The following is a 22,508-nucleotide window of genomic DNA, read 5'->3' as shown; positions in this document are numbered from 1 at the left end:
AAGTCCGCGCACCGGCGGTTGCCGCCGCGCTTGCGTTTTCACTCGATTTGATTATACTGAATAATAGTTATATTTTAAAACTAAATTACGGCGATCCAAAGGAGACCCCATGCAGCAAACCAGCGACCTGATAACCCTTGCCTTTGATGGTGCGGTGGCCCGCATCGCCATCAACCGGCCGGCCAAGCGCAACGCCCTCAGCGACGAGCTGATCGGCGCCTTGCAGCACACTTTCGACAACTTGCCGGACACGGTGCGCGCCGTCGTGCTGACGGGCGAGGGCGAGCATTTCTGCGCGGGGCTGGACCTGGCCGAAATGCGCGAACGCAGCACCACCGAAGCCGTGCACCACTCACGCATGTGGCATGCGGCGTTCGAACGGGTGCAGTTCGGACGCGCCCCGGTGATCGTGGTCCTGCGCGGCGCCGTGGTCGGCGGCGGGCTGGAACTGGCGGCGGCGGCCCATATCCGCGTGGCCGAGCATTCCGCCTTTTATGCGCTGCCGGAAGGCCAGCGCGGCCTGTTCGTCGGAGGCGGCGGTTCGGTGCGCATTTCACGCATGATCGGCGTGCCCGCCATGACCGACGTGATGCTGACCGGGCGTGTGCTCGATGCGCAGGAAGGACACCGGCTGGGCGTGTCGCAATACCTGGTGGAGCCGGGCCAGGGGCTGGCGAAGGCGATGGAGCTGGCGCACAAGGTGGCGGCCAACGCGCCGATGACCAATTACGCGGTGATGCACGTGCTGCCGCGGATTGCCGACCAGTCGATCCAGGATGGCATGATGACGGAATCGCTGATGGCGGCGGTGGCCGTCAGCGATCCGGATACGCGGGGCAGGCTGCTGGCCTTCCTTGACCATAAAGCCAACAAAGTACGGTTCCAGGCCTGATCCGAAGAAAAATACAGGAGGAGACAACATGACCCCAGCATCAACGGCAGCCATGCCCGCGCCGCGCTACCGGCGCCTGGAATTCGGCATCAAGGGTGTCGAGATCGAGCGCCGGCCCGGCGCCACCTACGTGCGCACGCGGCAGGCATTGCAGGACTACCCCGCGCGCCTGGGCGACCGCCTGCGGCATTGGGCCGCGCACGCGCCCGAACGCACCTACATGGCGCGCCGCGGCGTGGATGGCGCGTGGCGCCACATCAGTTACAGCCAGGCGCTGGACAGCGCGCGCCGCATCGGCCAGGGATTGCTGGAGCGCGGCCTGTCGGCCGAGCGTCCGCTGCTGATCCTGTCCGACAACGACCTGGAACACGCGATGCTGACCTTGGCCTGCCTGTACACGGGCATCCCGTTTTCATCGATTTCACCCGCCTATTCGTTGCTGTCGAAGGATTACGACAAGCTGCGCCACGTGCTGGCGGTGCTGACGCCGGGCATGGTGTTCGCGGCCGACGGCGAACAGTTCGGCGCCGCCATCCGCGCCTGCGTGGCGGACGACGTGGAAGTGCTGGTGACGGCCAATCCGCCTGCCGGGCGCGCGGCGACGCTGTATGCCGACCTGGCGGACACGCCGGCCGGCGACGCCGTGGAGCAGGCCTTTGCCGCCACCGGCCCGGACACCATCGCCAAGTTCCTGTTCACGTCCGGCTCCACCAAGATGCCGAAGGCCGTCATCAACACGCACCGCATGTGGTGCAGCAACCTGCAAATGATGCGCCAGACCTGGCCCTTCCTGGCGGAAGATCCGCCGGTGCTGATCGACTGGCTGCCATGGAACCATACGTTCGGCGGCAACCACAATGTCGGACTGGTGCTGTACAACGGCGGCACCATGTACATCGACGATGGCCGTCCGACGCCGCAAGGCATCGGCGTCACGCTGCGCAACCTGCGCGAGATCGCGCCGACGGTCTACTTCAACGTGCCCAAAGGCTGGGAAGAAGTCGCCTACGCGCTGGAAGCCGACCCGCAACTGAGCGCCACCTTCCACAGCCGGCTGCGCATGCAGTTCTATGCGGCGGCCGCGCTGCCGCAAACCATCTGGGACAAGTTGCACGCGGTGGCAGAACGCGATTGCGGCGAGCGCATCGTCATGAATTGCGGCCTGGGCATGACCGAGACCGCGCCATCGGCGCTGTTCGTGGTGCAGGAACAGGTGCGGGCAGGGCAGATCGGCGTGCCGCTGCCGGGCATCACGGTCAAGCTGGTGCCCAACGGCGACAAGACCGAAGTGCGCTACCACGGCCCGAACGTCACGCCCGGCTACTGGCGCGACGCCGCGCAAAGTGCGGCGGCGTTCGACGACGAAGGGTATTTCTGTTCCGGCGACGCGGTGAAGTGGTACGACCCGGACCAGCCCGACCTGGGCTTCGTGTTCGACGGCCGCGTGGCGGAAGATTTCAAGCTGTACACCGGCACCTGGGTCAGCGTGGGGCCGCTGCGGGGACGCATCATCATCGAAGGCGCGCCATGCCTGCAGGACGTGGTGATCGCCGGCCACGACCGCGCCGAAGTGGGCATCCTGATTTTCCCGAACGTGGCGCAGTGCCGGCGCCTGGCCGCGCAGCACGGCTTCGATGCGGCCGATGCCAGCGACGCGCAGGTGCTGCAATCGGCGCCGGTGCGCGGATTCTTCCAGGCCATGCTGCAGCGCCTGTACCAGCATGGTACCGGCAGCGCGAACCGCGTGGCGCGCGCGCTGATCCTGCTCGATCCGCCCAGCATCGACAAGGGCGAAATCACCGACAAGGGATCGATCAACCAGCGCGCCGTGCTGACGCAGCGCGCGGCGCTGGTGACGGCGCTGTATGACGACGCCGATCCCGCCGTTCTCCTTCCCAATACCTGACAAGGACGCACCATGAAACAACACGGTTTTTACGCCGGTTTCGACGACATCTGGATGATAGACGGCGTACGCACGCCGATGGTCGACTATTGCAGCCATTTCGGCGGCATTTCACCCACGGACCTGGGCATCAAGGCGGCGCGCGAAGTGCTGCGCCGCAGCGGCGTGCCGGCCACGGATATCGACTCCGTCATCACCGGCAACATGGCGCCGGGCGACTTCTTCCAGTTCGTGCTGCCGCGCCACATCGGCCTGTATGCGGGCGTGCCGATGGAAGTGCCGGCCATTAACGTGCAGCGCATTTGCGGCACGGGTTTTGAACTGATCCGCCAGGCCGGCGACCAGATCGAGCGGGGGTACGCGGAAGCGGCGCTGGTGGTGGCCACGGAAAACATGACGCGCAACCCGATCGCCGCGTTCGGCCACCGCACCGGCTTCAAGCTGGGCGCGCCCGTGGAATTCAAGGATTACATGTGGGAAGCGCTGATCGACCCCGCGCCCGGCGTGACGATGCCGCAGACGGCGGAAAACCTGGCCAAACGCTACGGCATCAGCCGCGCCGAAGTCGACGCCTACGCGGCGCTGTCGTTCGAGCGCGCGCTGGCGGCGCAGGAATCGGGCTTCCTGGACGGCGAAATCGTCGCCGTGGGCAATGAACAATTCACGCTGGACGGCTATGCCACGCGCGGCATCAAATTGCCGCCGAAAGCAGGCGACGTCGCGCGCGACACCCATCCGCGTCCGTCGCCGTTGGAAGCGCTGGCCAAGTTGCGTTCGTTGTACGAAGGCGGTGTGCAAACGGCCGGCAACAGTTCCGCGCTGGTCGACGCGGCGGCCGCCACCATCGTCGCGTCGGGCGACTACGTTCGCCGCAACGGCCACCAGCCGCTGGCGCGTGTGGCCGCCGCCGCCGCCGTGGGGGTGCCGCCGGAAATCATGGGCATCGGCCCCGCCGCCGCGATCCGCCTGCTGCTCGAGCGCAGCGGGCTGGCGCTGGACGATATCGCGCTGTTTGAAATCAACGAGGCGCAGGGCGCGCAGGTGCTGGCCGTCGAGCGCGAGCTGGGGCTGGACCGCAGCCGCCTGAACGTCAACGGCGGCGCCATCGCGCTGGGCCATCCGCTGGCCGCCACCGGCGTGCGCCTGACCGTGACCCTGGCGCGCGAATTGCGCCGGCGCGGCCAGCGCTATGGCATTTCGTCGGCTTGCGTGGGCGGCGGACAGGGCATCGCGCTGCTGGTGGTCAACCCCGACGCGGACTGATCCTGGCCGTGTGGCAGCACATACACGAATATCCATACGAATATCCATACGGAGAGACAGACATGCAACTACAAGGACAAGCCGCCCTGGTGACGGGCGGCGCATCGGGGCTGGGCGCGGAAACCGTGCGCCAGCTGGCGCAGGCCGGCGCGAAAGTGGCGGTGCTGGACGTGAATATCGCGGCGGCGGAAACGCTGGCGCGCGAGGTGGGCGGCATTGCCGTGCAGTGCGACATCACCAGCGAAGCCAGCGTGCGCGAAGCGCTGGCGGTGGCGCGCGCCGCGCACGGCCCGGCGCGCATCCTGATGAATTGCGCCGGCATTGGCGGCGCGAAACGGCTGGTGGGACGTGACGGCCCGATGCCGCTGGAAGACTTCAGCCGCATCATCAACGTCAACCTGATCGGCACCTTCAACGTGATCCGCCTGGCCGCCGCGGAAATGACGGCGCTGGACCCGCTGGAAGACAATGAGCGCGGCGTGATCGTGTGCACCGCGTCGGTGGCGGCCTACGATGGCCAGGTGGGGCAAGCCGCTTATGCCGCGTCGAAAGGCGGGCTGGTGTCGCTGACCTTGCCGCTGGCGCGCGACCTGGCGCAATTCGGCGTGCGCGTGGTCACGATTGCCCCGGGCCTGTTCCTGACGCCGCTGCTGTACCAGTTGCCGGAAGAAGTGCAGCAATCGCTGGGTGCGTCGATTCCGTTTCCCAAGCGCCTCGGCAAGGCGGCGGAATTCGCGTCGCTGGCGCTGCATATCGCCGGCAACCTGGCGCTGAACGGTGAAGTGATCCGCCTCGACGGCGCTTTGCGCCTGCCGCCGCGCTGAACACCCGTCGCGTTATTGCACGGGCGCGTCCTGTTCCAGCAGCAGGGCGCCAAACTGCGCCAGCGGCATGGGTTTGCCGAACAGGTAGCCCTGCGCCAGGCGGCAGCCGTGCGCCATCAGGTATTCCGCCTGCTCCGCGGTTTCCACGCCTTCGGCCACGGTTTCCAGCCGCAGTGCGGCGGCGATCGACAGCATGGCCTTGACCAGCTCGCACTTGTCGCGCTCCGCCGGAACGCCCTGCACGAACGAGCGGTCGATCTTCAACTGGCTGACCGGGAAGCGGTTCAGGTAGCTGAGCGCTGAATAACCGGTGCCGAAATCGTCGATCGAAATCGACAGCCCCATGCCGTGCAGGGCTTCCAGCGTGGCGGCGACTTCGCGGCTATCTTCCAGCAACAGGCTCTCGGTGATTTCCAGTTCCAGCCATGCCGGATCGCAGCCGGTCTCTTCGAGGATGCGGCGTACCGAACCGGCCAGGTCGTTGCGCACGAACTGGCGCGTCGACAGGTTGACCGCCACCCGCACCGGGACGGCCCGCCCCTGGTTCCAGCGCACCACGTCGCCGCAGGCGGTGCGCAAGACCCATTCACCGATGCCGATGATCAGGCCGCACACTTCCGCGGCCGGGATGAAGCGGTCCGGCGCCACGATGCCATAACCATCGCGGCGCCAGCGCAGCAGCGCCTCGGCGCTGACCATGCCTCCGCTCTGCAGTTCGATCTGCGGCTGGTAATACAGCATCAATTCGCCGCGCTTTTGCGCCCGCCGCAATGCCGCTTCCAGCTCCAGCCGATCCTGCGAGCGGCGCGTGAATTCGGGCTGGTAAAACTGGAAATTGTTGCGTCCCATTTGCTTGGCGTGGTACATCGCCGAGTCGGCGTATTTGTACAGCGCGTCGAAGCCGGTACTGTCGTCCGGATACATCGCGATGCCGATGCTGCACGAGACAAACAATTCCTGGCCTTCCACCTCGAAAGGCTCGGCCAGTTCATGCAGGATCTTGCCCGCCACCGTCGCCAGGTCGTCACCCTTGCGCATGTTCGGCAGCAGCACCGAGAATTCGTCGCCGCCCAGCCGCGCCACCGTGTCGTACGGGCGCACGCTGGCCTGCAGGCGCTGGGCCGCCATGCGCAGCAACGCGTCACCGGCCCCATGGCCCATGGTGTCGTTGATTTCCTTGAAATGGTCCAGGTCCAGCATCATCAGGCCGAACTGATGCCCGTGGTAAGCGGCATCGGCGATGGCGTGGCGGATGCGGTCGGACAGCAAGGTGCGGTTGGGCAAGCCGGTCAGCGCGTCGCTGAACGCCTGGCGGTGGATCACGCGCCGGTATTCATCGATTTCGCTGATGTCGCGGCCGATCGCCAGCACGTGGCTCACGCGGCCGTGGACGTCGAACTCCGGGCACATGCGCACGTGCAGGCACGTCTCGGGGCCGCCCGTGCGCCACTCCAGTTCGATGCTGCGCTCCTTGCCTTGCGCAATCACATCGCCAATCGCTTCCAGGTAGCGCGCGCCAGGCTCGCCGCCGGGCAGGTCGGCCGGTGTCGTGCCGAGGATCCGGGCCAGGTCGCCGCCCAGCGACGCCACGCCGCGCGGATTGGTGTAGACGCGGCGGCAATCGAGGTCATAGCGGGAAATGATGTCCGGCGAATTTTCCACCAGCGCGCGGAATTCCTCTTCGCGCTTGCGCATCAATGTTTCCAGGCGCTTCAGTTCAGTAATGTCGCGCATGATGGAGAGCACGCCGGTCACCGCGCCATTGGCGTCGAATTCCGGCCCGAAGTGGTTCTGGAACTGGCGCAGGCGTCCGTCCGGGGCCTGGTACGCCATTTCGCTGACAACCGGCTTGCCGCTCGCCAGCACGTGGCGGATATCGGCCAGCAGCCGCTCGTTCTGGGCACCGGCAACCAGTGGCGCGTCGGCCGGTGTCCTGCCGACCAGTTCGGACGCGGGTTTGCCGGTGGCGCGTTCCACCGCCGGGCTGACGTAGGTGCGGCGGCACTCGGTGTCGTAGCGGAACAGCGGGTCCGGCAAGTTCTCGACCAGCGTGCGGTAACTGTGTTCGCGCCGCTGCAACAGCGCTTCCAGGCGCTTGCGCTCGTTGAGGTCATGCGCATAGCCTTCGGCCCGCTCATACGCCAGGCGCCGCGCTTCCTCGGCCTTGCGGGCGCGGATGTCGCGCGTGTAGGCGATGATGACGGGCGCGCCCTCGTGCACCTGGCATAGCAGCATGACTTCCACTGGCACCAGGTCCCCCGTGGCGATGCGGTGCATGGTTTCCAGCGTGTCCGAATCGCCATGTTTCAGCTTGCGGTAGAGCGCCGCGATATCGGCGGCGCCCACGGTAGGGTTCCAGTTCGGCGGACGCCAGGTCAGCAGCGTTTCCCGGCTGACGCCGAAGTGCAGGCAGGCGGCGTCGTTGGCGAAGATCACGCGGCCGCCATCGGCCATGTCGTGCATGGTCACGGCGACGTCCCTGACCTGGTTGACCATGTTGCGGAACAGCGCGCCCTCGCTCACCTGTGCCGCCAGCCGCCGCATGCGGCGCGCCTGCAGGATGAGGAGAAAAATGACTGGCGGCAAGAGAACCGCCCCGGCGGCGGCAAAAAAAATCATGGCAAGCGACAAGTAGGTAAGGCGGTCGATTCTCCATGGTAGGGCCGCCTTACCCAAAAGAACATCAGGGTATTCCCGAACTCCCGTCAGGAAATCCTGACATTCCCGTCATGCGCTTCAGAAGGCGTGGCGCACGCCGGCCATGACGCCGTTCTGCGTCTTGCCCACGCCCACGGTGCCGCCCGCGTCCAGCGCGACGGCGGAGGCGCCATCGTTTTTCATGCGGCCGATGGCGGCATAGGTGGCGGTGCGCTTGGACAGCAGATACGTCAGGCGCGCCACGTACATCGTCACGTCGGCATTGCTGTTTTTCAGGTCGCGGTAAGCCACCTGGCCGTCCAGGACCAGCAACGGCGACAGCGGGTGGCTGACGCCGAAGTAATACAGGTCGGATTCGCTGACGCCGGTGGCGGCATTGGTCTTGCGGGCGATCACGCCGCCGCCCAGTTTGGTTTCACCCGCCATCGCGTAAGCGTTCAGTGTGACGCGGCGGTCGCTGTTATTGCTGCTGGTCAGGCCGCCCGCAGCGCCGGTGTTGCCGTACAGGATGTCGTACGACGTGGTGATGCCGAAGCGCTTGTTGTCATAGCCCAGCAGGCCGGTGATTTGGCGGCACGCCTTGCTGTTGCCCGCCACTTCGCCCGCGCAGTTGGTGGCGGCGGGGCCGCCCGCCGCCGAGGCGTCGCGCCCCAGGCTGTAGGTCGCGCCCACGGTGAATTCATTGAAATTGCCGAGGTAGCCGATGGCGTTGTCGCTGCGCGCATTCGGCAGGTAGGGATCGATGCTGCCGATGGCAAACAGGTGCGGGCCCAGCACGTCGGTCTTCAGTCCGGACAGGTATGTCATGTTGACCTGGCGGCCCAGGGTCAGCGTGCCCCACGCGCCCTTCAGTCCGACCGACGCCTGGCGGCCGAACAGGCGGCCGCCCTGGCCGGTCGTGCCGGTGTCCAGCGCCAGGCCGTTTTCCAGCGTGAACACGGCTTGCAAGCCGTTGCCCAGGTCTTCCGTGCCGCGGAAGCCGATGCGCGACGGGAAGCTGCTGGTCAGCGACGGGATTTTCGTGATCGAATCGCCGGCCGCGTTGATATTGGTGGTGTAGGCGATACCGGAATCGACCAGGCCATAGACCGTGACCGACGATTGCGCCATGGCGGCGGATGCGGCCATGCCTCCCAGCAGTACGCATGCGTAACGGATTGCTTGTTTCATTTTTCTAGTCTCCTTGGGGATAAAAACAGGCGCCGGCTCCCCCGGCGCTTTGCTGCAAACAATTGTTGATAACGGCGAACAGTTGCTCCACTTCCGGCAGTACGCAGGCAAAGTAATAGCCGGCGGTGGCGCGTTTGGCGTCGTGGAAGGCCGGATCCTGCGCCTGTCCGTCGATGGCGGCGCGCGCCGCGCGCAACCACATCCAGGCCAGTCCGCAATGGCCGGTCACGCGCAGCATGTCGGGCGCCACGCGGTACGGCAGCGCAGGTTGCGCGGCGGCCGCCTGCGCGATGGCGCGCACCGCCGCCTGCGTGCGTTCGGCCAACGCGGCCAGCGCCTGCGCCGGCGCGGCCAGTTCGCCGTCGCGTTCCAGTGCGGCCGTGGCGCGCACCAGGGCCAGCCAGTCGTCCAGCCGGGCGCCGCCGTCGGCCAGCACCTTGCGCAGCAACAGGTCGACCGCCTGGATTTCGTTGCTGCCCTCATAAATCATGGCCACCCGCGCATCGCGCACATATTGCTCGATGCCGGTTTCCGCGATGTAGCCGTGACCGCCGAACACTTGCAAGGCCTGGCTGGCGCCCGCAAAGCCCTGCTCGGTGAGCATGGCTTTCAGCACGGGCGTGAGCAGGCTGACATGGCCGTGCGCCTGTTCGCGCATGGCCGGGTCGGCATGCTGTTCCGCGCAGTCGAGCGCCAGGCCGGTCCAGTAAGCCAGCATGCGCCCGCCTTCGACATAGGCGCGCTGCGTCATCAGCAGGCGCTGGACCGCCGCATGCCTGGCAATCGGATCGGCGCGCCCGCCATCCTGGCCGGCGGGACAGGCCGCAGCCTTGCCCTGTAACCGCTCGTGCGCGTAGGCCTCGGCGTTTTGCCACGCGGTTTCCGCGATGCCCAGGCCCTGCGCCGCCACCTGCAGCCGGGCCGCATTCATCATGACGAACATCGCCGCCAGGCCGCGGTGCGGTTCGCCCACCAGCCAGCCGGTGGCGCCGTCGAACTGCATGCTGCACGTGGCGCTGCCCCGGATCCCCATCTTGTGTTCGATGCCGGTGCAATGGATGGCGTTGCGCGCGCCGTCCGGCAGCCATTTCGGCGCGAGGAACAGGGAAATGCCCTTGCTGCCGGCCGCTGCATCAGGCAGGCGCGCCAGCACCAGGTGGACGATATTGGCGGTCATGTCATGTTCGCCGCCGGAAATGAAGATCTTGGCCCCGCTGATGGCGTAGCGGCCGTCGCCGGCCGGTTCGGCGCGGCTGCGCAGCAGGCCCAGGTCGCTGCCGGCTTGCGGCTCGGTCAGGCACATGGTGGCCAGCCATTCGCCGCTGACGATCTTTTCCAGGTAGCGTTCCCGCAGTTCCGCGCTGCCGTATTGCGCCAGGCAGGCATAGGCGCCGTGCGCCAGGCCGGGATACATGCCCCAGCCATGGTTGGCGGAACTGATCATTTCCTGCAGCACGCAGTTGAGCACTTGCGGCAAGCCTTGCCCGCCGTGCTCCGGCGCGCAAGCCAGCGCAGGCCAGCCCGCTGCGCTGTACTGGCGGTAGGCGTCGGCAAACCCGGGCGGCGTACGGACCTCGCCCTGTTCGTAACGGCAGCCTGCGCGGTCGCCCACCGCGTTCAGGGGGAACAGCACGTCGGCGGCGAAGCGGCCCGCCTCGCCGCACACCTGGCGCATCAGGTCCGTGTCGACTTCCGCATATGCCGGCATGGCGGCCAGCATGCGCGGCGCGTCCAGCACCTGTTCCAGCACGAAGCGCATGTCTTTCAGCGGCGGGGTGTACGACAGCATCGCGGCCCCCTTACTGGCAACTGAAGCTGGCCGCGTCTTCGATGCTGCCGCTGCCGTTGTACTTCACGGTCTTCGGATAGGGGCACAGCGGGCGGGTGCGGTTGGGCGGAATGTTGCCCAGGCCATTGTTCTGCGCGGCGCTGCGGCTGGTTGCCTTGACGCTGGCCGGCGCCTGCCCCTGTTCGACCCAGTTCACCAGCGCCGTCATCATGTCGAACTGGTCGGTCGCGGGGCCGCCCGAGCAATGGTTCATGCCGGGGATGGTGTAGACGCGGGCGAAGTCGGCGGCCTTGCCGCCATGGCTGGTGTCCAGCGCTTTCCACCAGTTGATGGTGTCGTGATAGGAAAACACCGGGTCGCTGACGCCGTGGAACACCATCATCTTGGCGCCGCGGTTGCGCAAGGTGGACAGGTCGGCCGGGTTGGGTGCGGTCATGAACGTCATGGCCGATTCCGTAAAGACCGGTGTGGTGGCGAAGATTTTCGGCGCATCGGTTTCAAAGCTGTAGCCCAGCGTGAACTTCATCAGCGACGCCATGCTGCCGTCCACCACCTGCGGGCTGGCGGGTGGCGTCGAGAAGATGTACGCCATCGATGGCGTACCGAGGAAGATGTTGAACGCGGGGACCGGCGGATTGCCGATCTTCCACATGCGCCAGCCGGGCGCGCCGATACCCGCATCCATCGGCCAGTCGCTGTAGAGCGCCGTGCCGGCCGCGTTTTTCGCGCCGCCGAACACCTTGGCCAGCGCTCCCTTTTGCGCCGCCGTCAGGCAGGAACCGTCGGCCGCGCCGGTGCAGGTGGGCACGTCCGTGGCCAGCGAGAATTTGCCCTGGCACTGGGCCGGATCGCCCACCATGCCGTCCGTCACGCCATCGAGCGCATCGCACTTGGCCAATACCTTGTCGGACACCAGCTTCAGGTCCGCGTCGCTGAAGCTGGCCGCCAGGTTGGGCAAGCCGTCCGCGCCGGTGGGGGAAATCGCGGCGAACGCCTGGTTGTCCCACATTTCCGCCACGGCGGCCTTGGGCAGGTTGAAGCCGGGATTGCCGGCCAGGATGCCGTCGTACTGGTCGGCGTAGCGGCTGGCCGCGACAAAGCCATGGCGGCCGCCGTTCGAGCAACCGACGAAATACGAGCGGTCCGGGGCCCGGCCATAGGCGGTCTTGATCAGGTTTTTCGCCATCGGCGTCAGTTGCGCCACCGCGTTGTAGCCATAGTCGGAGCGGGCTTGCGGGTCCAGGCCATACGTCTGCCCGTTGATGCCGGAAGGGTAGGACGTGTCGGGCACGTGACCGGCGTCCGAACTGATGACGGCAAAGCCTTGCAACAGCGCGTTGCTGACCGGGCTGCCGCCCAGCAGGTTGCCGAAGGCCGCGTTGCCGCCGCTGATGCTGCCATCGTTGCCGCCGTTGGCCTGGTAGAAGAAGCGCCCGTTCCACGCCGTGGGCAGGCGCATTTCAAAACCGATCGCGTAGCTCTTGCCGTCGACCGCGCTGGTGCGCTGGTTCATTTTACCCAGCACGATGCAGTGTTCCGGCATGGGGACGGTCTGGCCGGCGAGAACCTGGGTGACGCTGCCGGCCGGCGCCAGCGTGGCGGACGTGATGCTGGTGTTGGCAAGTCCGGCTTTGGCGGCCAGGCCGGTGCAATCGGTCAGCGTGCCCGGCGTGGCGGCGCCGAGGCGCGGGATGGCCGGTTCGGATGACGCTTCCGTGCTGCCGCAGCCGGCCGTGAGGAGGGCGGCGGCGGTGGCGCTTGCCAGCGTGGCGGCGTGCAGGGTCCTGCGATGGTTTAAACGCATATCATGTCTCCTGATGTATTTTTTTTGACTACGCGGCGGCCCCCGGGGCGGGGCCGCCGGCGCTGTTCAGTGCTTGCCGAATCCCAGGTAGGCTTGCACCACTTGCGGGTCGCCGGCCAGTTGCGCGGCGGGCCCGTTCATCGACATCTGCCCCAGTTCCAGTACATACCCGTAATCGGCCACCTGCAGCGCGGCGCGGGCGTTTTGTTCGATCAGCAGCACCGACAGTCCGCCATCGCGCAACGTGCCGATGATGTGCAGGATTTCCTTGACGATGCGCGGCGCCAGTCCCAGGCTGGGCTCGTCGAGCATCAGCAGTGACGGCTTGGCCATCAGCGCACGGCCGATGGCCAGCATTTGCCGCTCGCCGCCGGACAGCGTGCCGGCCAGCTGCGTACGGCGCTCCTTCAGGCGCGGGAAGATGTCGTAGACGGTCGCCAGCTGGTCGCGCGGGTTGGCCTCGCCCAGCCGCACGCGGCGGAAGCTGCCCAGCAGCAGGTTGTCTTCCACCGGCATGGTGGAAAACAGTTCGCGTGTTTCGGGCACCAGGCCGATGCCGTCCAGCACGCGCTGTTCCAGCGTGCTGCGTTCGATGGCGCGGCCCTGGTAGCGGATCGCGCCGCGCGACGGCAGGATACCCATCACCGCGTTCAGCAGCGTGGATTTGCCTGCGCCGTTGGGGCCGATCACGGTGGCGATGCTGCCTTTTTCCAACTTCAGTCCGACCTGGTGCAGCGCCTGCACCTTGCCGTAACTGACCTGCAGCTGGTCCACTTCCAGCACGAATTTGCCCATTTGCTCGCTCATTCTATGCCCCCCAGATACGCTTCAATGACGGCCGGATGGACCTGGATCTGCTCCGGCGTGCCTTCCGCGATTTTCGTGCCGAACTCCATCACCACGATGTGGTCGGTCAGCTGCATGACGAATTCCATGTCGTGTTCCACCAGCAGGATGCTCATGCCGCCGGCGCGCAGGCGCTTCAGCACATCGGCCAGTGCCTGCTTTTCCAGGTGGCGCAGGCCGGCCGCCGGTTCGTCCAGCAACAGCAGCACCGGGTCGCAGCACAGCGCGCGGGCGATTTCCAGGATGCGCTGCTGGCCCAGCGCGAGGCTGCCGGCGGTTTCGTGCATCAGGTGCGCCAGGCCGACCTGTTCCAGCGCGCGCGCCGCTTCGGCCAGCAGGCGTGCCTCGGTCCGGCGGTCGAGGCGCAGCATGGCGCGCGCCACGTCCACGCCCATGACGCTGTCGAGCCGCGCGTGGGCGCCCAGCGCCACGTTTTCCAGCACCGTCATGGCGGGCAGCAGCTTCACGTGCTGGAAGGTGCGCGCCATGCCGCGCCGTGCGATGGCGCGGGCGCCGTGGCCGGCGACCGCTTCGCCCATGAAGCGCACCGTGCCCTCGGTGGGTTTGAGCAAACCGCTGACCAGGTTGAACGTGGTGGATTTGCCGGCGCCGTTGGGGCCGATCAGGCCGACGATTTCACCGGCCTTGACGGTAAAGCTGACGCCATTGACGGCTACCAGCCCGCCGAACCGTTTCGTCATGGTGTCCACCTGCAGCAGCGGGCTGCCGGCCGGCGGCATGGCGCGCCGAGGCAGCGCTTCGGCCGGGGCGGGCGCTTGGCGCACCTTGTCGAACCATGAAGGCAGCACGCGCGCGGCCAGCGCCGCCACCTGCGGCCATACGCCGTGACGGGCGTACTTCAGCATCAGGATCAGCACCAGTCCCAGTACGATGCCTTCGTAGCTGCCGTTGCCGCCCAACAGGCGTGGCAGCCATACCTGCAATTGGTCTTCCATCAACTTGAGGATGCCGGCGCCCAGCAAGGCGCCCCAGATATGCGCCACGCCACCGACCACCGCCATGAACAGGTATTCGATGCCCATCTTGATGCTGAACGGCGACGGGTTGACGGTGCGCTGCATGTGCGCGAACAGCCAGCCCGATACCGACGCCAGCAGCGCGGCCAGCACGAACAGCAGGATCTTGTGGCGCGCGGTGTCGATGCCCATGGCTTCGGCCATCACGGCGCCGCCTTTCAGCGCGCGCAGTGCACGGCCGGGACGCGAATCGAGCAAGTTCAGGCTGAGCCAGGCGGCCAGCAGCACCATGCCCCACACCAGGTAATACATGGCGCGGTCCTGCGCCAGGTCGATGCCGAACACGCGCAGCGACGGCACGCCGGAAATGCCGTCGTAGTTGCCGAGCCAGGCCAGTTTGCCGAACAGGAAATACAGGCTGATCCCCCAGGCGATGGTCGCCAGCGGCAGGTAATGCCCGGACATGCGCAGCGTGACCCAGCCCAGCACCAGCGCGCTGGCGCCGGTCAGCAGCAGGCCGATGCCCAGCGTCAGCCACGGCGACACGCCGTGCGCGGTGCACAGGTAAGCGCTGGTATAGGCGCCGATGCCGGCAAACGCGGCCTGGCCGAACGACGTCATGCCGCCGATGCCGGTCAACAGCACCACGCCGATCGCGGCCAGCGCATACAGACCGATGTAGTTGGCTTGCACCACCCAGAACTGCGGAGTGGGCAACAGCGGGAACAGGATAAAGGCCGCCAGCAGCAGGGCAGGTGCCAGCCATGGCCGGCCGCGCCGGACGGCGGCCGGCGCCGGGGTAGCGGTGGCCTTGGGGGCCGGCGCGGTGTGCAGTGCGGATGGATGGTGCATCACGCTTCCTCCTCATCGTGGGCCGGGCTGGCGACGGAACGCCACAGCAGGATCGGCAGCAGCGCCATGAACACCATGACTTCCTTGAAATCGCTGGCCCAGAAAGAACTGAACGACTCGATCCAGCCCACCACCAGCGCACCGCCGGCCGCCAGCGGGAAACTGGCCAGCCCGCCGATGGTGGCGGCGACAAAGCCTTTCAGGCCGATCAGGAAGCCGGAATCGTAGAACATCGTGGTCATCGGCCCGATCAGCATGCCGGACAGCGCGCCGATAAAGGCCGCCATGGCGAACGTCAACTGGCCGGCCAGGCCGGGGGACACGCCCATCAGGCGTGCGCCCAGCCGGTTGACGGCGGTGGCGCGCAGGGCCTTGCCGTACAGCGTGCGTTGCAGCAGCAGCCCGAGCGCCGCCATCAGCACCAGCGCCGCCAGCAGCACCGCCACGGTTTGCGCGCCCAGCGTGACGCCGCTCAGCGTCCAGCGCGCGTCCCAGAACGCCGGCGTGCGGAAGCCTTCCGCGCCGAAGAACAGCAGGCCCAGCCCGGTCAGCGTGAAATGCACGCCGACCGACACGATCAGCAGCACCAGCACGCTGGAAGCGGCCAACGATTCGTAGACCACCTGGTACAGCAGCGGACCCAGCGCCGTCACCAGCAGCAGGGTCAGCGCCACTTGCAGCGGCAGCGCGAACTGGCGCGGCGCGGCCCAGATCAGCAGCGCCGCCACCAGCGCCGGCAACACCAGGTTGCGCAACAGCATGGCGGGCAGCGCACGCGCCTGGCCGGTGCGCAGCATGTCCCAGCCCCGCGTGGCGCTGGCGCATACGGCCAGCGCCAGCAGTAGCCACACCGGTCCCGGCACCTGGCCCTGTTGCAGCATGGCCAGCGTGAGCGCGCCGTACGCGACGAACTCGCCCTGCGGCAGGAACAGGATGCGCGTGACCGCGAACACCAGTACCAGCGCGATGGCGATCAGCGCATAGACCATGCCGTTGGTGGCGCCATCGAGCAGCAGGATGGCGGCGATGGATGCGTCGAGATTCATGGCGCCAGCGCTTTCCAGGCGCCCTTGTCGATGGTCAGCAACATGCGCGAGTTGGAGCCGAGGCCGAAGTGGTCGGCCGGGGTGTAATGGATCACGCCCTGGGTGATGGGGATGTTGGGCGTGCTTTCCAGCGCCTGCTTCAGCGCCGCGCGGAATTCCGGCGTGCCGGGCTTGCCCTTTTTCAGCGCTTCCGGCACCACGTACTGCAACAGCAGCTGGGCGTCATAGCTGTGCGCGGCGAACTGGTTGCGGGTGCCGGCGCCGAATTGTTTTTCATAGCGCTCGACGAAATCCACCGCCAGTTTTTTCGATGGATGGCTGTCCGGCAGCGCTTCCGGCGTCACCGCCAGCCCTGCCACCACCACGGCGCCTTCCACATCCTTGCCGCCCAGGCGGATCAGGTCGTTCGACGCCGCGCTGTGGGTCTGGTAGATCTTGCCCTGGAAACCGCGCTCGATCAGCGTCTTGTGCGGCATGGCGGCGCCGCTGCCGGAACCGACGACCAGCACCGCGTCCGGGCGCGCGGCCACCACTTTCAGGGCCTGCGCCGTGACGCTGGTGTCGGCGCGGCCATAGCGCTCTACCGCCGTTACCTGGATGCCCATGGATTTCGCCGCGGCGGTGATTTCACGCAGCCAGCTTTCGCCATAGCCGTCCGAATAGCCGAGGAAGCCCAGCGTCTTGATGTTGGCCGCCTTCATCTGGCGCGCCAGGCCGCTGGCCATGACGGCGTTCGATTGCGCCAGGCGGAAGGTCCAGCCGCCTTTACCCTCGGGCAGCTCCACCGGGGAGGTCGACAATTGCACCGTCTGGCCCTCGGCCGCCACTTCGGAAATCGCCATCGACGGCGCGGTGGCGGACGAGCCGATGATCAGGTCGACCTTGTCTTCGGCAACGAAGCGGCGCGCATTCTTGCCGGCCTGGGTCGGGTCGCTGGCGTCATCGAGGATCACCAGTTTGACTTTTTCGCCACCCACGGTGGCCGGCCACAGCGCGAATCCGTTCTTGGACGGGATGCCGAGACCGGAAGCGGGGCCGGTCAGCGGCATGCTGACGCCGATGGTGAGGTCGGCACGGGCCTGGCCGGCGGCCAGGATGCTTGTGAACGCCAGCACGCTGGCGCGGAATGGAATGGTCATGCTGTGTCTCCAGAAATGGATGGTGGATCGGGTTCGTTCCCATTTACTTATTTTGTATAACTATTATTTAGTATAACGATTGGCGCGGCGAAAGCAAGCGCTAAAAAGCGGCAGGCGCACGGGCGCCTGCCGCCTGGCCGGTTATGCCGGTGGGGACGGAGGAGGGTGTTGCTGAAAAGTTACGGCGCCACCGGGGCGGCGGCGCCGGCCGCCGCAATTACGGCCAGTGCAGCGGACGGAAGTCCTCCGGGCTGCACGTCACCTGGTGGGTGGCGGCGAAGTGGGCGAATTCCGCCGCGCCGACCCGGTTGGCGAACACCGACCAGCTGAACATGCGCGCATACAGGCGCAGCCGCTCGCGCGGTTCGTGCTGGAACGTGGTGTCCGCCGCCAGTTCGCGCTTCAGCGTCTCGGCATCCAGGCGCAGGCTGGCGGCGCGCACGCCGCCGCCGGCCGGGGCGTCGAACAGCATCAGCTGGCACGCCTGCTGCGCGCCGGGCCCGTGCCAGCGCGGCCACTCGGGACGCGCGGCACGCACGCCCCGCCCCGGGACGCCGTCGCGTGCAAAACTGGTCCAGTAACCGGCCATGGCGTCCGACACCAGCTTGCGGCCGGCGCGGTTGGCCTTGACGGCGCAGCGCAGCGGGTCGAATTCGCCGTCCAGGTCGCGCAGCGCAAAGGCGATTTCCACCACGTGCGCCGCGCCCAGCAACCGTTTCAGTTGCAGCAGCGGCACCGCCGGGTGCTCATCCCAGTCGAAGCGGTAGACCCAGACGTCGCGCTGGCCGGAGGCCGCGATGCTGGTGGCCGGCGCGTCCACGCAATTGGCTTTCCACAGGTCCGACATGTAGCGCGCATGGCGCACATAGTGCGCGGCATTGCGGATCAGCGGCACGCCCCCTGGCAACTGGCGCACGAATTCCGGGTTGCTCGCCATGAACAGCTTGTATTCATCGCGGTTGCTGCCGATGATCACGGGGACCGCGTTGTAGCGGGCCTTGTCCACGAACCATTGCTCGAACGGCGCTTCCGGCAACACCACGCCGTCGCGCAGCACCACCGGCGCTTCATAAAATCCCAGTCCGGCCGGCGTGACGGCGGCCAGCAATTCCGCCGCCGGACGGTCGCGCAGCGCTTGCGCCAGTTGTTGCGGCGGCATGGCGTCCAGCGTGCCCGGGGCGAACCAGCGCGACAGCAATTCACGCGAACTCAGCGCATGGCCCGGCGCCGCGTCGGCGGCGGCGTTTTGCGCCTCGGCCATGCTGTGGCTGAGCGTGATCGGCGATTGCAGGATGGCCTTGTGGAACAGGCCGCGCGCCAACGGACTGGCCAGCAGCGTGTAGACATTCAGGCCGCCGGCCGATTCGCCAAACACGGTGACGTTGTCCGGATTGCCGCCGAAGGCCGCGATATGGCTGCGCACCCACTGCAGCGCGGCGATGATGTCGAGCGTGCCGAAATTGCCGGAGCGGTCCAGCGGCGTGTCATCGTCCTGCGCCAGTTCGGCCAGGCTGAACCAGCCGAAAATGCCAAGCCGGTAATTCAGCGACACCACCACCACCTGGTCGTGTCCCGCCAGGTTGCGCAGCGCGGTGTACGCGGAAGCGCTGCCGGCCGTGTTGGCGCCGCCGTGGATCCACACCATCACCGGCCATTGCGGCGCCTGGCGCGCCAGTTCATCCGGCGTCGCGCGCGGCGCGAACACGTTAAGGGTCAGGCAATCCTCGGAGCCCGTCACCTGGCCCCATTGCTTGCGCGGCGCACCGATGGTTTCGCCGGCGAATTGCATGGCCACCGCGCCATACTGCAGCGCCTGGCGCACGCCGTCCCACGGCAGTGGCGGCCGGGGCGCCTTCCAGCGCAGCGCGCCCACCGGCGGCTGCGCATACGGCAATCCCAGCCACGCGTGGGTCTGGTGGCGTTCCGCATAGCCCACCACCGGTCCCAGTGTCGTCACGCGCAGCGAGTCCGGATCGGGATCGCGCGCCGGCTGGCCCGGCAACAGGAAATGCGCCAGCGCCGGCAACAGCACCAGCGCACCCACCATATTCCACAGGAACATAAAGGCCAGCAAGATGCCCATGTCGGCCTGGAATTTGATCGGCGACCAGATCCACGTGGCCACGGCAATGGCCAGCGTGACGCCGGTCAGCATCACGACCTTGCCGGTGAATTGCAGCGCATGCTGGAACGCGGCGGACAGTGTGGCGCCGGCGCGCTGGCGCGCCAGCACCACGCTCAGCACGTACAGCGCGTAATCCACGCCGATGCCGACGCCCAGCGCGATCACCGGCAGGGTGGCGACCTTGACGCCCATGCCCAGCCAGACCATCAGCACTTCGCACAAAATCGACGTCAGCACCAGCGGCAGCACTGCCACCGCCACCGCGCGCCACGAGCGGAACGCCAGGTAGCACAGCAGCACCACCGCGCCATAGACCCAGTACAGCATGTCGTGCATGGCTTTCTTCACCACGATATTGGTGGCGGCTTCGATGCCGGCGCTGCCGGCGGCCAGCAGGAATTGCTCCTGCGGCGTATCGTTGTCGGCGGCGAAGCGCTCCACCGCGCCCACCACGGCGCTGAGGGTGGCGGCCTTGTGGTCTTTCAGGTAGACGTACAGCGACAGCAGCGAGCAATTCTGGTTGAACAGTTCGCGCGGCGCGCGCGTCTGCACCGCGCCCAGCGCGCTCTGGTTCGGCGTCAGGTTATACCATTTGAAATTGCCTTCGTTGTAGCCGGTGGCGGCCAGCTTGCTGAGCGAGGCCATCGAGTTGGTGGAATCGACGCCCGGCAATTGTTCCAGCTGCCACGCCAGCGCGTCGACCTTGGCCAGCGTCTGGTATTGCGTGCACTGGTCGGGCGCGGTTTTCACCATCACCACCAGCACGTCGGCGCTGGCGGAATAATTGCGCACCATGAATGCGTTGTCGCGGTTGTAGCGCGAATCCGGGCGCAATTCCGGCGCGCCCGGATCGAGGTCGCCCACCTGCAACTGCAGGCTGACCATATAGCCCAGCAGCGCCAGCACGGCGCTGGCCGCCACCGTCACGGTGGCCCAGCGGCGCTGCGTGAAGCGGTCCAGCAGGGCCCACAGCCACGGCGTCTGTTGCTGCTGCTCGTCCTGCAGGCTGCGCGCCGCCGCGCGCGCGCTGACGCCGGTGTACGACAGCAGGACGGGCAGCAACACCAGGTTGGTGAAGATCAGCACGGCCACGCCGATGCTGGCGATGGCGGCCAGGTCCTGGATGACTTTAATCTGGATCATCGTCAGCACCAGGAAGCCGACCGCGTCGCACAGCAGCGCCGCCATGCCCGCCGCGAACAGGCGCCGGAACGTGTAGCGCGCCGCCACCACCCGGTGCGTGCCGCGCCCCACGTCCTGCATGATGCCGTTCATTTTCTGCGCGCCGTGGCTCATGCCGATCGCAAATACCAGGAACGGCACCAGCACCGAGTACGGATCGAGTTCATAGTGCAGCAGCGACAGCAGGCCGCACTGCCACAGCACCGCCACCAGGGAGCACAGCATCACCAGCACGGTGCTGCGCCAGCAGCGCGTGTACCAGAACAGTACCGCGCTGGCGATGGCGATGGCGGCGACGAAGAATAGCAGCACTTGTTGCAATCCCTCGATCAGGTCGCCAACGATCTTGGTGAAGCCGGTGATGTGGATGTCGACGCCTTCGGCCTGGTACTTGGCGCGGATGGCTTCCAGCTGCTGTGAAAACGCGCGGTAATCGAGCGCTTTCCCCGTTTGCGGATTGACGTCCAGCAGCGGCACGAACAGCATCGACGACTGGAAATTCGCCGCCACGATCTGGCCGATTTCCCCCGACCGTTCGACGTTGGCGCGCAACACGTCCATGCTGCGCGCCGAACCGTCGTAATCGTCCGGGATCACGGTGCCGCCGTCGAGTCCTTCCTCGGTGACGGCGGTCCAGCGCGTGTTGGCGGTCCACAGCGATTTCATGAACGGACGGTCGACCCCGGGCAGCAGGTAGATTTCGTCATTCATTTTTTGCAGGGTGGCCAGGTAGCGCGCGTCGAAGATGGTGCCCTGGCGCGCCGCCACGGCAATCCGCAGCGAGTTGCCCAGGCCGCTCAGGTCGGCCTTGTTGTCGAGGTAATTCCGGACATACGGGTGGCCGGTCGGGATCATTTTTTCAAAGCTGGCGTTCAGCCGCAAATGCGTGGCTTGCCAGCCCAGCAGCGCCGTCAGCAGCAGGCACAGGGCAATGATCACGGGCCGGAAATTGAACAGCGCGCGTTCGGCCAGGTTGCCGGAGCGCGTGTCGAAGTCCTGCAGCCGCGCGATGACGGGTTGCTGGTCCAGGTCTTGGTCGGTATGCATAAGGGTTCCTGCTCAGGGAGTTTTTTGCTGTGGGGAAGACGGCAGCCGCTGCACGCCACGGAGGCCGGCCACGATCAGCGCACCGTCGGCCGCCTGCGCCAGCGCGGCGGCCGGCAAAGGCTGCGAGACCGGTGCGCGCGCGAACGTGCGGCCGGCGTCGCGGCTGAGCAGGATGTCGCCGCCCTGGCTCAGCAGGGCCAGGCTGCCGTCGGCAAGCACGATGCCGGCCGTCAGCGACTGCTGCAGGCCGGTCTCGACCTGGCGCCAGCTGCGCCCCTGGTCGCCGGACCACCAGGCGTTGCCGCGCAAGCCATATGCCACCAGTTCGCCGCCGGGCGCCGCCAGCAGGCCGAAATAGCTGCCCTTGTACGGCGTGGCGAGCGCTTCGAAACTGGCGCCGCCGTCCAGCGAGCGCAGCAGGGTGCCCTGTTCGCCGGCCACGTACAGCGCCGCGCCGGCGGCGCGCATCGCGTACAGGTGCAGGCTTTTCGGATTGGCCGCGTGTTCCTGCCATGGTTGCCAGCTGGCGCCGCCGTCCGTGGTGCGGAACAGCAGGTTGTAGGCGCCCACGGCATAGCCGTTGCGCTCATCGGTGAAATGCAGGTCGAGGAAAGGCTTGTCGGGCCCGTCCTCCTGCATTTGCGCGGCGGCGCGCGCCGCGTCCGGCGTGGCGGCCGCGCGCGCCATGGCTGCAGCCGCCTGCACGCCGTCCAGCTGCCTGGTCCACGTGCGGCCGCCGTCCGTGGTGCGCAGCACGACGCCCAGGTGGCCGGCGGCCCAGCCCAGTTCCGGCGTGACGAATTGCACCGCCGCCAGGCTGACCTGCACCGGAGTGGCGGCCTGGCGCCAATGGACGCCATCGTCGTCGGACAGCAGCACGATGCCGCGCTCGCCCACCGCCACCAGCCGCTTGCCGGCGCGCGTCACGGCCAGCATGGCGGCCGCGCCGGCCTTGGCCGACTGGATGGCAGGCTGCGTCAGCACGGCC

The 22,508-nt window shown here is 67.2% G+C and carries 14 protein-coding genes; 4 read left to right on the top strand and 10 right to left on the bottom strand.

The window, feature by feature from the left end:
• Nucleotides 1–109: 109 nt before the first annotated feature.
• From GJ700_RS25275 to GJ700_RS25260, 4 genes are all read left to right on the top strand, one after another.
• The gene (locus tag GJ700_RS25275; RefSeq protein ID WP_154379199.1) at nt 110–892 is read left to right on the top strand and encodes a crotonase/enoyl-CoA hydratase family protein; all 783 of its coding nucleotides are present in this window, start codon (nt 110–112) and stop codon (nt 890–892) included.
• Between the two features lie 28 nt (nt 893–920).
• On the top strand, nt 921–2,798 hold the full coding sequence (locus GJ700_RS25270; protein WP_229507243.1) for a feruloyl-CoA synthase: 1,878 nt from the start codon (nt 921–923) through the stop codon (nt 2,796–2,798).
• Between the two features lie 12 nt (nt 2,799–2,810).
• Nucleotides 2,811–4,061 (top strand): thiolase family protein, encoded by a 1,251-nt coding sequence (locus tag GJ700_RS25265; RefSeq protein ID WP_154379197.1) that lies wholly within the window; start codon nt 2,811–2,813, stop codon nt 4,059–4,061.
• Nucleotides 4,062–4,123: 62 nt separating this feature from the next.
• Nucleotides 4,124–4,885, top strand: coding sequence for an SDR family NAD(P)-dependent oxidoreductase (locus tag GJ700_RS25260; protein WP_154379195.1), 762 nt, complete (start codon nt 4,124–4,126; stop codon nt 4,883–4,885).
• A 12-nt stretch (nt 4,886–4,897) separates the two neighbouring features.
• Here GJ700_RS25260 and GJ700_RS25255 read toward each other — a convergent pair whose 3' ends face one another.
• The 10 genes from GJ700_RS25255 to GJ700_RS25210 all read right to left on the bottom strand — a co-directional run.
• On the bottom strand, nt 4,898–7,471 hold the full coding sequence (locus GJ700_RS25255; protein WP_229507242.1) for an EAL domain-containing protein: 2,574 nt from the start codon (nt 7,469–7,471) through the stop codon (nt 4,898–4,900).
• A gap of 150 nt (nt 7,472–7,621) precedes the next feature.
• Nucleotides 7,622–8,713: a porin gene (locus GJ700_RS25250; protein WP_154379191.1), complete on the bottom strand. Its 1,092-nt coding sequence runs from the start codon at nt 8,711–8,713 to the stop codon at nt 7,622–7,624.
• A 4-nt stretch (nt 8,714–8,717) separates the two neighbouring features.
• Entirely contained in the window at nt 8,718–10,502 is a 1,785-nt protein-coding gene (locus GJ700_RS25245; protein WP_154379189.1) for an acyl-CoA dehydrogenase C-terminal domain-containing protein, read from the bottom strand.
• A gap of 10 nt (nt 10,503–10,512) precedes the next feature.
• Nucleotides 10,513–12,306, bottom strand: coding sequence for a tannase/feruloyl esterase family alpha/beta hydrolase (locus GJ700_RS25240; RefSeq protein ID WP_154379187.1), 1,794 nt, complete (start codon nt 12,304–12,306; stop codon nt 10,513–10,515).
• A gap of 66 nt (nt 12,307–12,372) precedes the next feature.
• Complete coding sequence (locus tag GJ700_RS25235; RefSeq protein ID WP_154379531.1) at nt 12,373–13,101, bottom strand: ABC transporter ATP-binding protein; 729 nt, start codon at nt 13,099–13,101, stop codon at nt 12,373–12,375.
• Between the two features lie 8 nt (nt 13,102–13,109).
• Nucleotides 13,110–14,981 carry a branched-chain amino acid ABC transporter ATP-binding protein/permease gene (locus GJ700_RS25230; protein ID WP_154379185.1) on the bottom strand — a complete coding sequence of 624 codons (1,872 nt, stop codon included), beginning with the start codon at nt 14,979–14,981 and terminating at the stop codon, nt 13,110–13,112.
• Nucleotides 14,981–16,027, bottom strand: coding sequence for a branched-chain amino acid ABC transporter permease (locus GJ700_RS25225; RefSeq protein WP_154379183.1), 1,047 nt, complete (start codon nt 16,025–16,027; stop codon nt 14,981–14,983). The genes GJ700_RS25230 and GJ700_RS25225 overlap by 1 nt, the downstream gene beginning before the upstream one ends.
• Nucleotides 16,024–17,166, bottom strand: a complete 1,143-nt coding sequence (locus GJ700_RS25220) for an ABC transporter substrate-binding protein (RefSeq protein WP_154379181.1) — start codon at nt 17,164–17,166, stop codon at nt 16,024–16,026. The genes GJ700_RS25225 and GJ700_RS25220 overlap by 4 nt, the downstream gene beginning before the upstream one ends.
• 217 nt (nt 17,167–17,383) lie before the next feature.
• Nucleotides 17,384–21,520: a carboxylesterase family protein gene (locus tag GJ700_RS36285; protein WP_195764013.1), complete on the bottom strand. Its 4,137-nt coding sequence runs from the start codon at nt 21,518–21,520 to the stop codon at nt 17,384–17,386.
• 12 nt (nt 21,521–21,532) lie between these two features.
• Nucleotides 21,533–22,508: WD40/YVTN/BNR-like repeat-containing protein (locus GJ700_RS25210; protein ID WP_154379179.1), on the bottom strand; the 976-nt coding region annotated here is incomplete at its 5' end.

It is taken from the genome of Pseudoduganella rivuli (genome assembly GCF_009674485.1).
Classification (GTDB): Bacteria; Pseudomonadota; Gammaproteobacteria; order Burkholderiales; family Burkholderiaceae_D; genus Rugamonas; species Rugamonas rivuli_B.
Note: the sequence above shows the minus strand (reverse complement) of the source record. Positions and strands in the feature narration are given on the sequence as shown.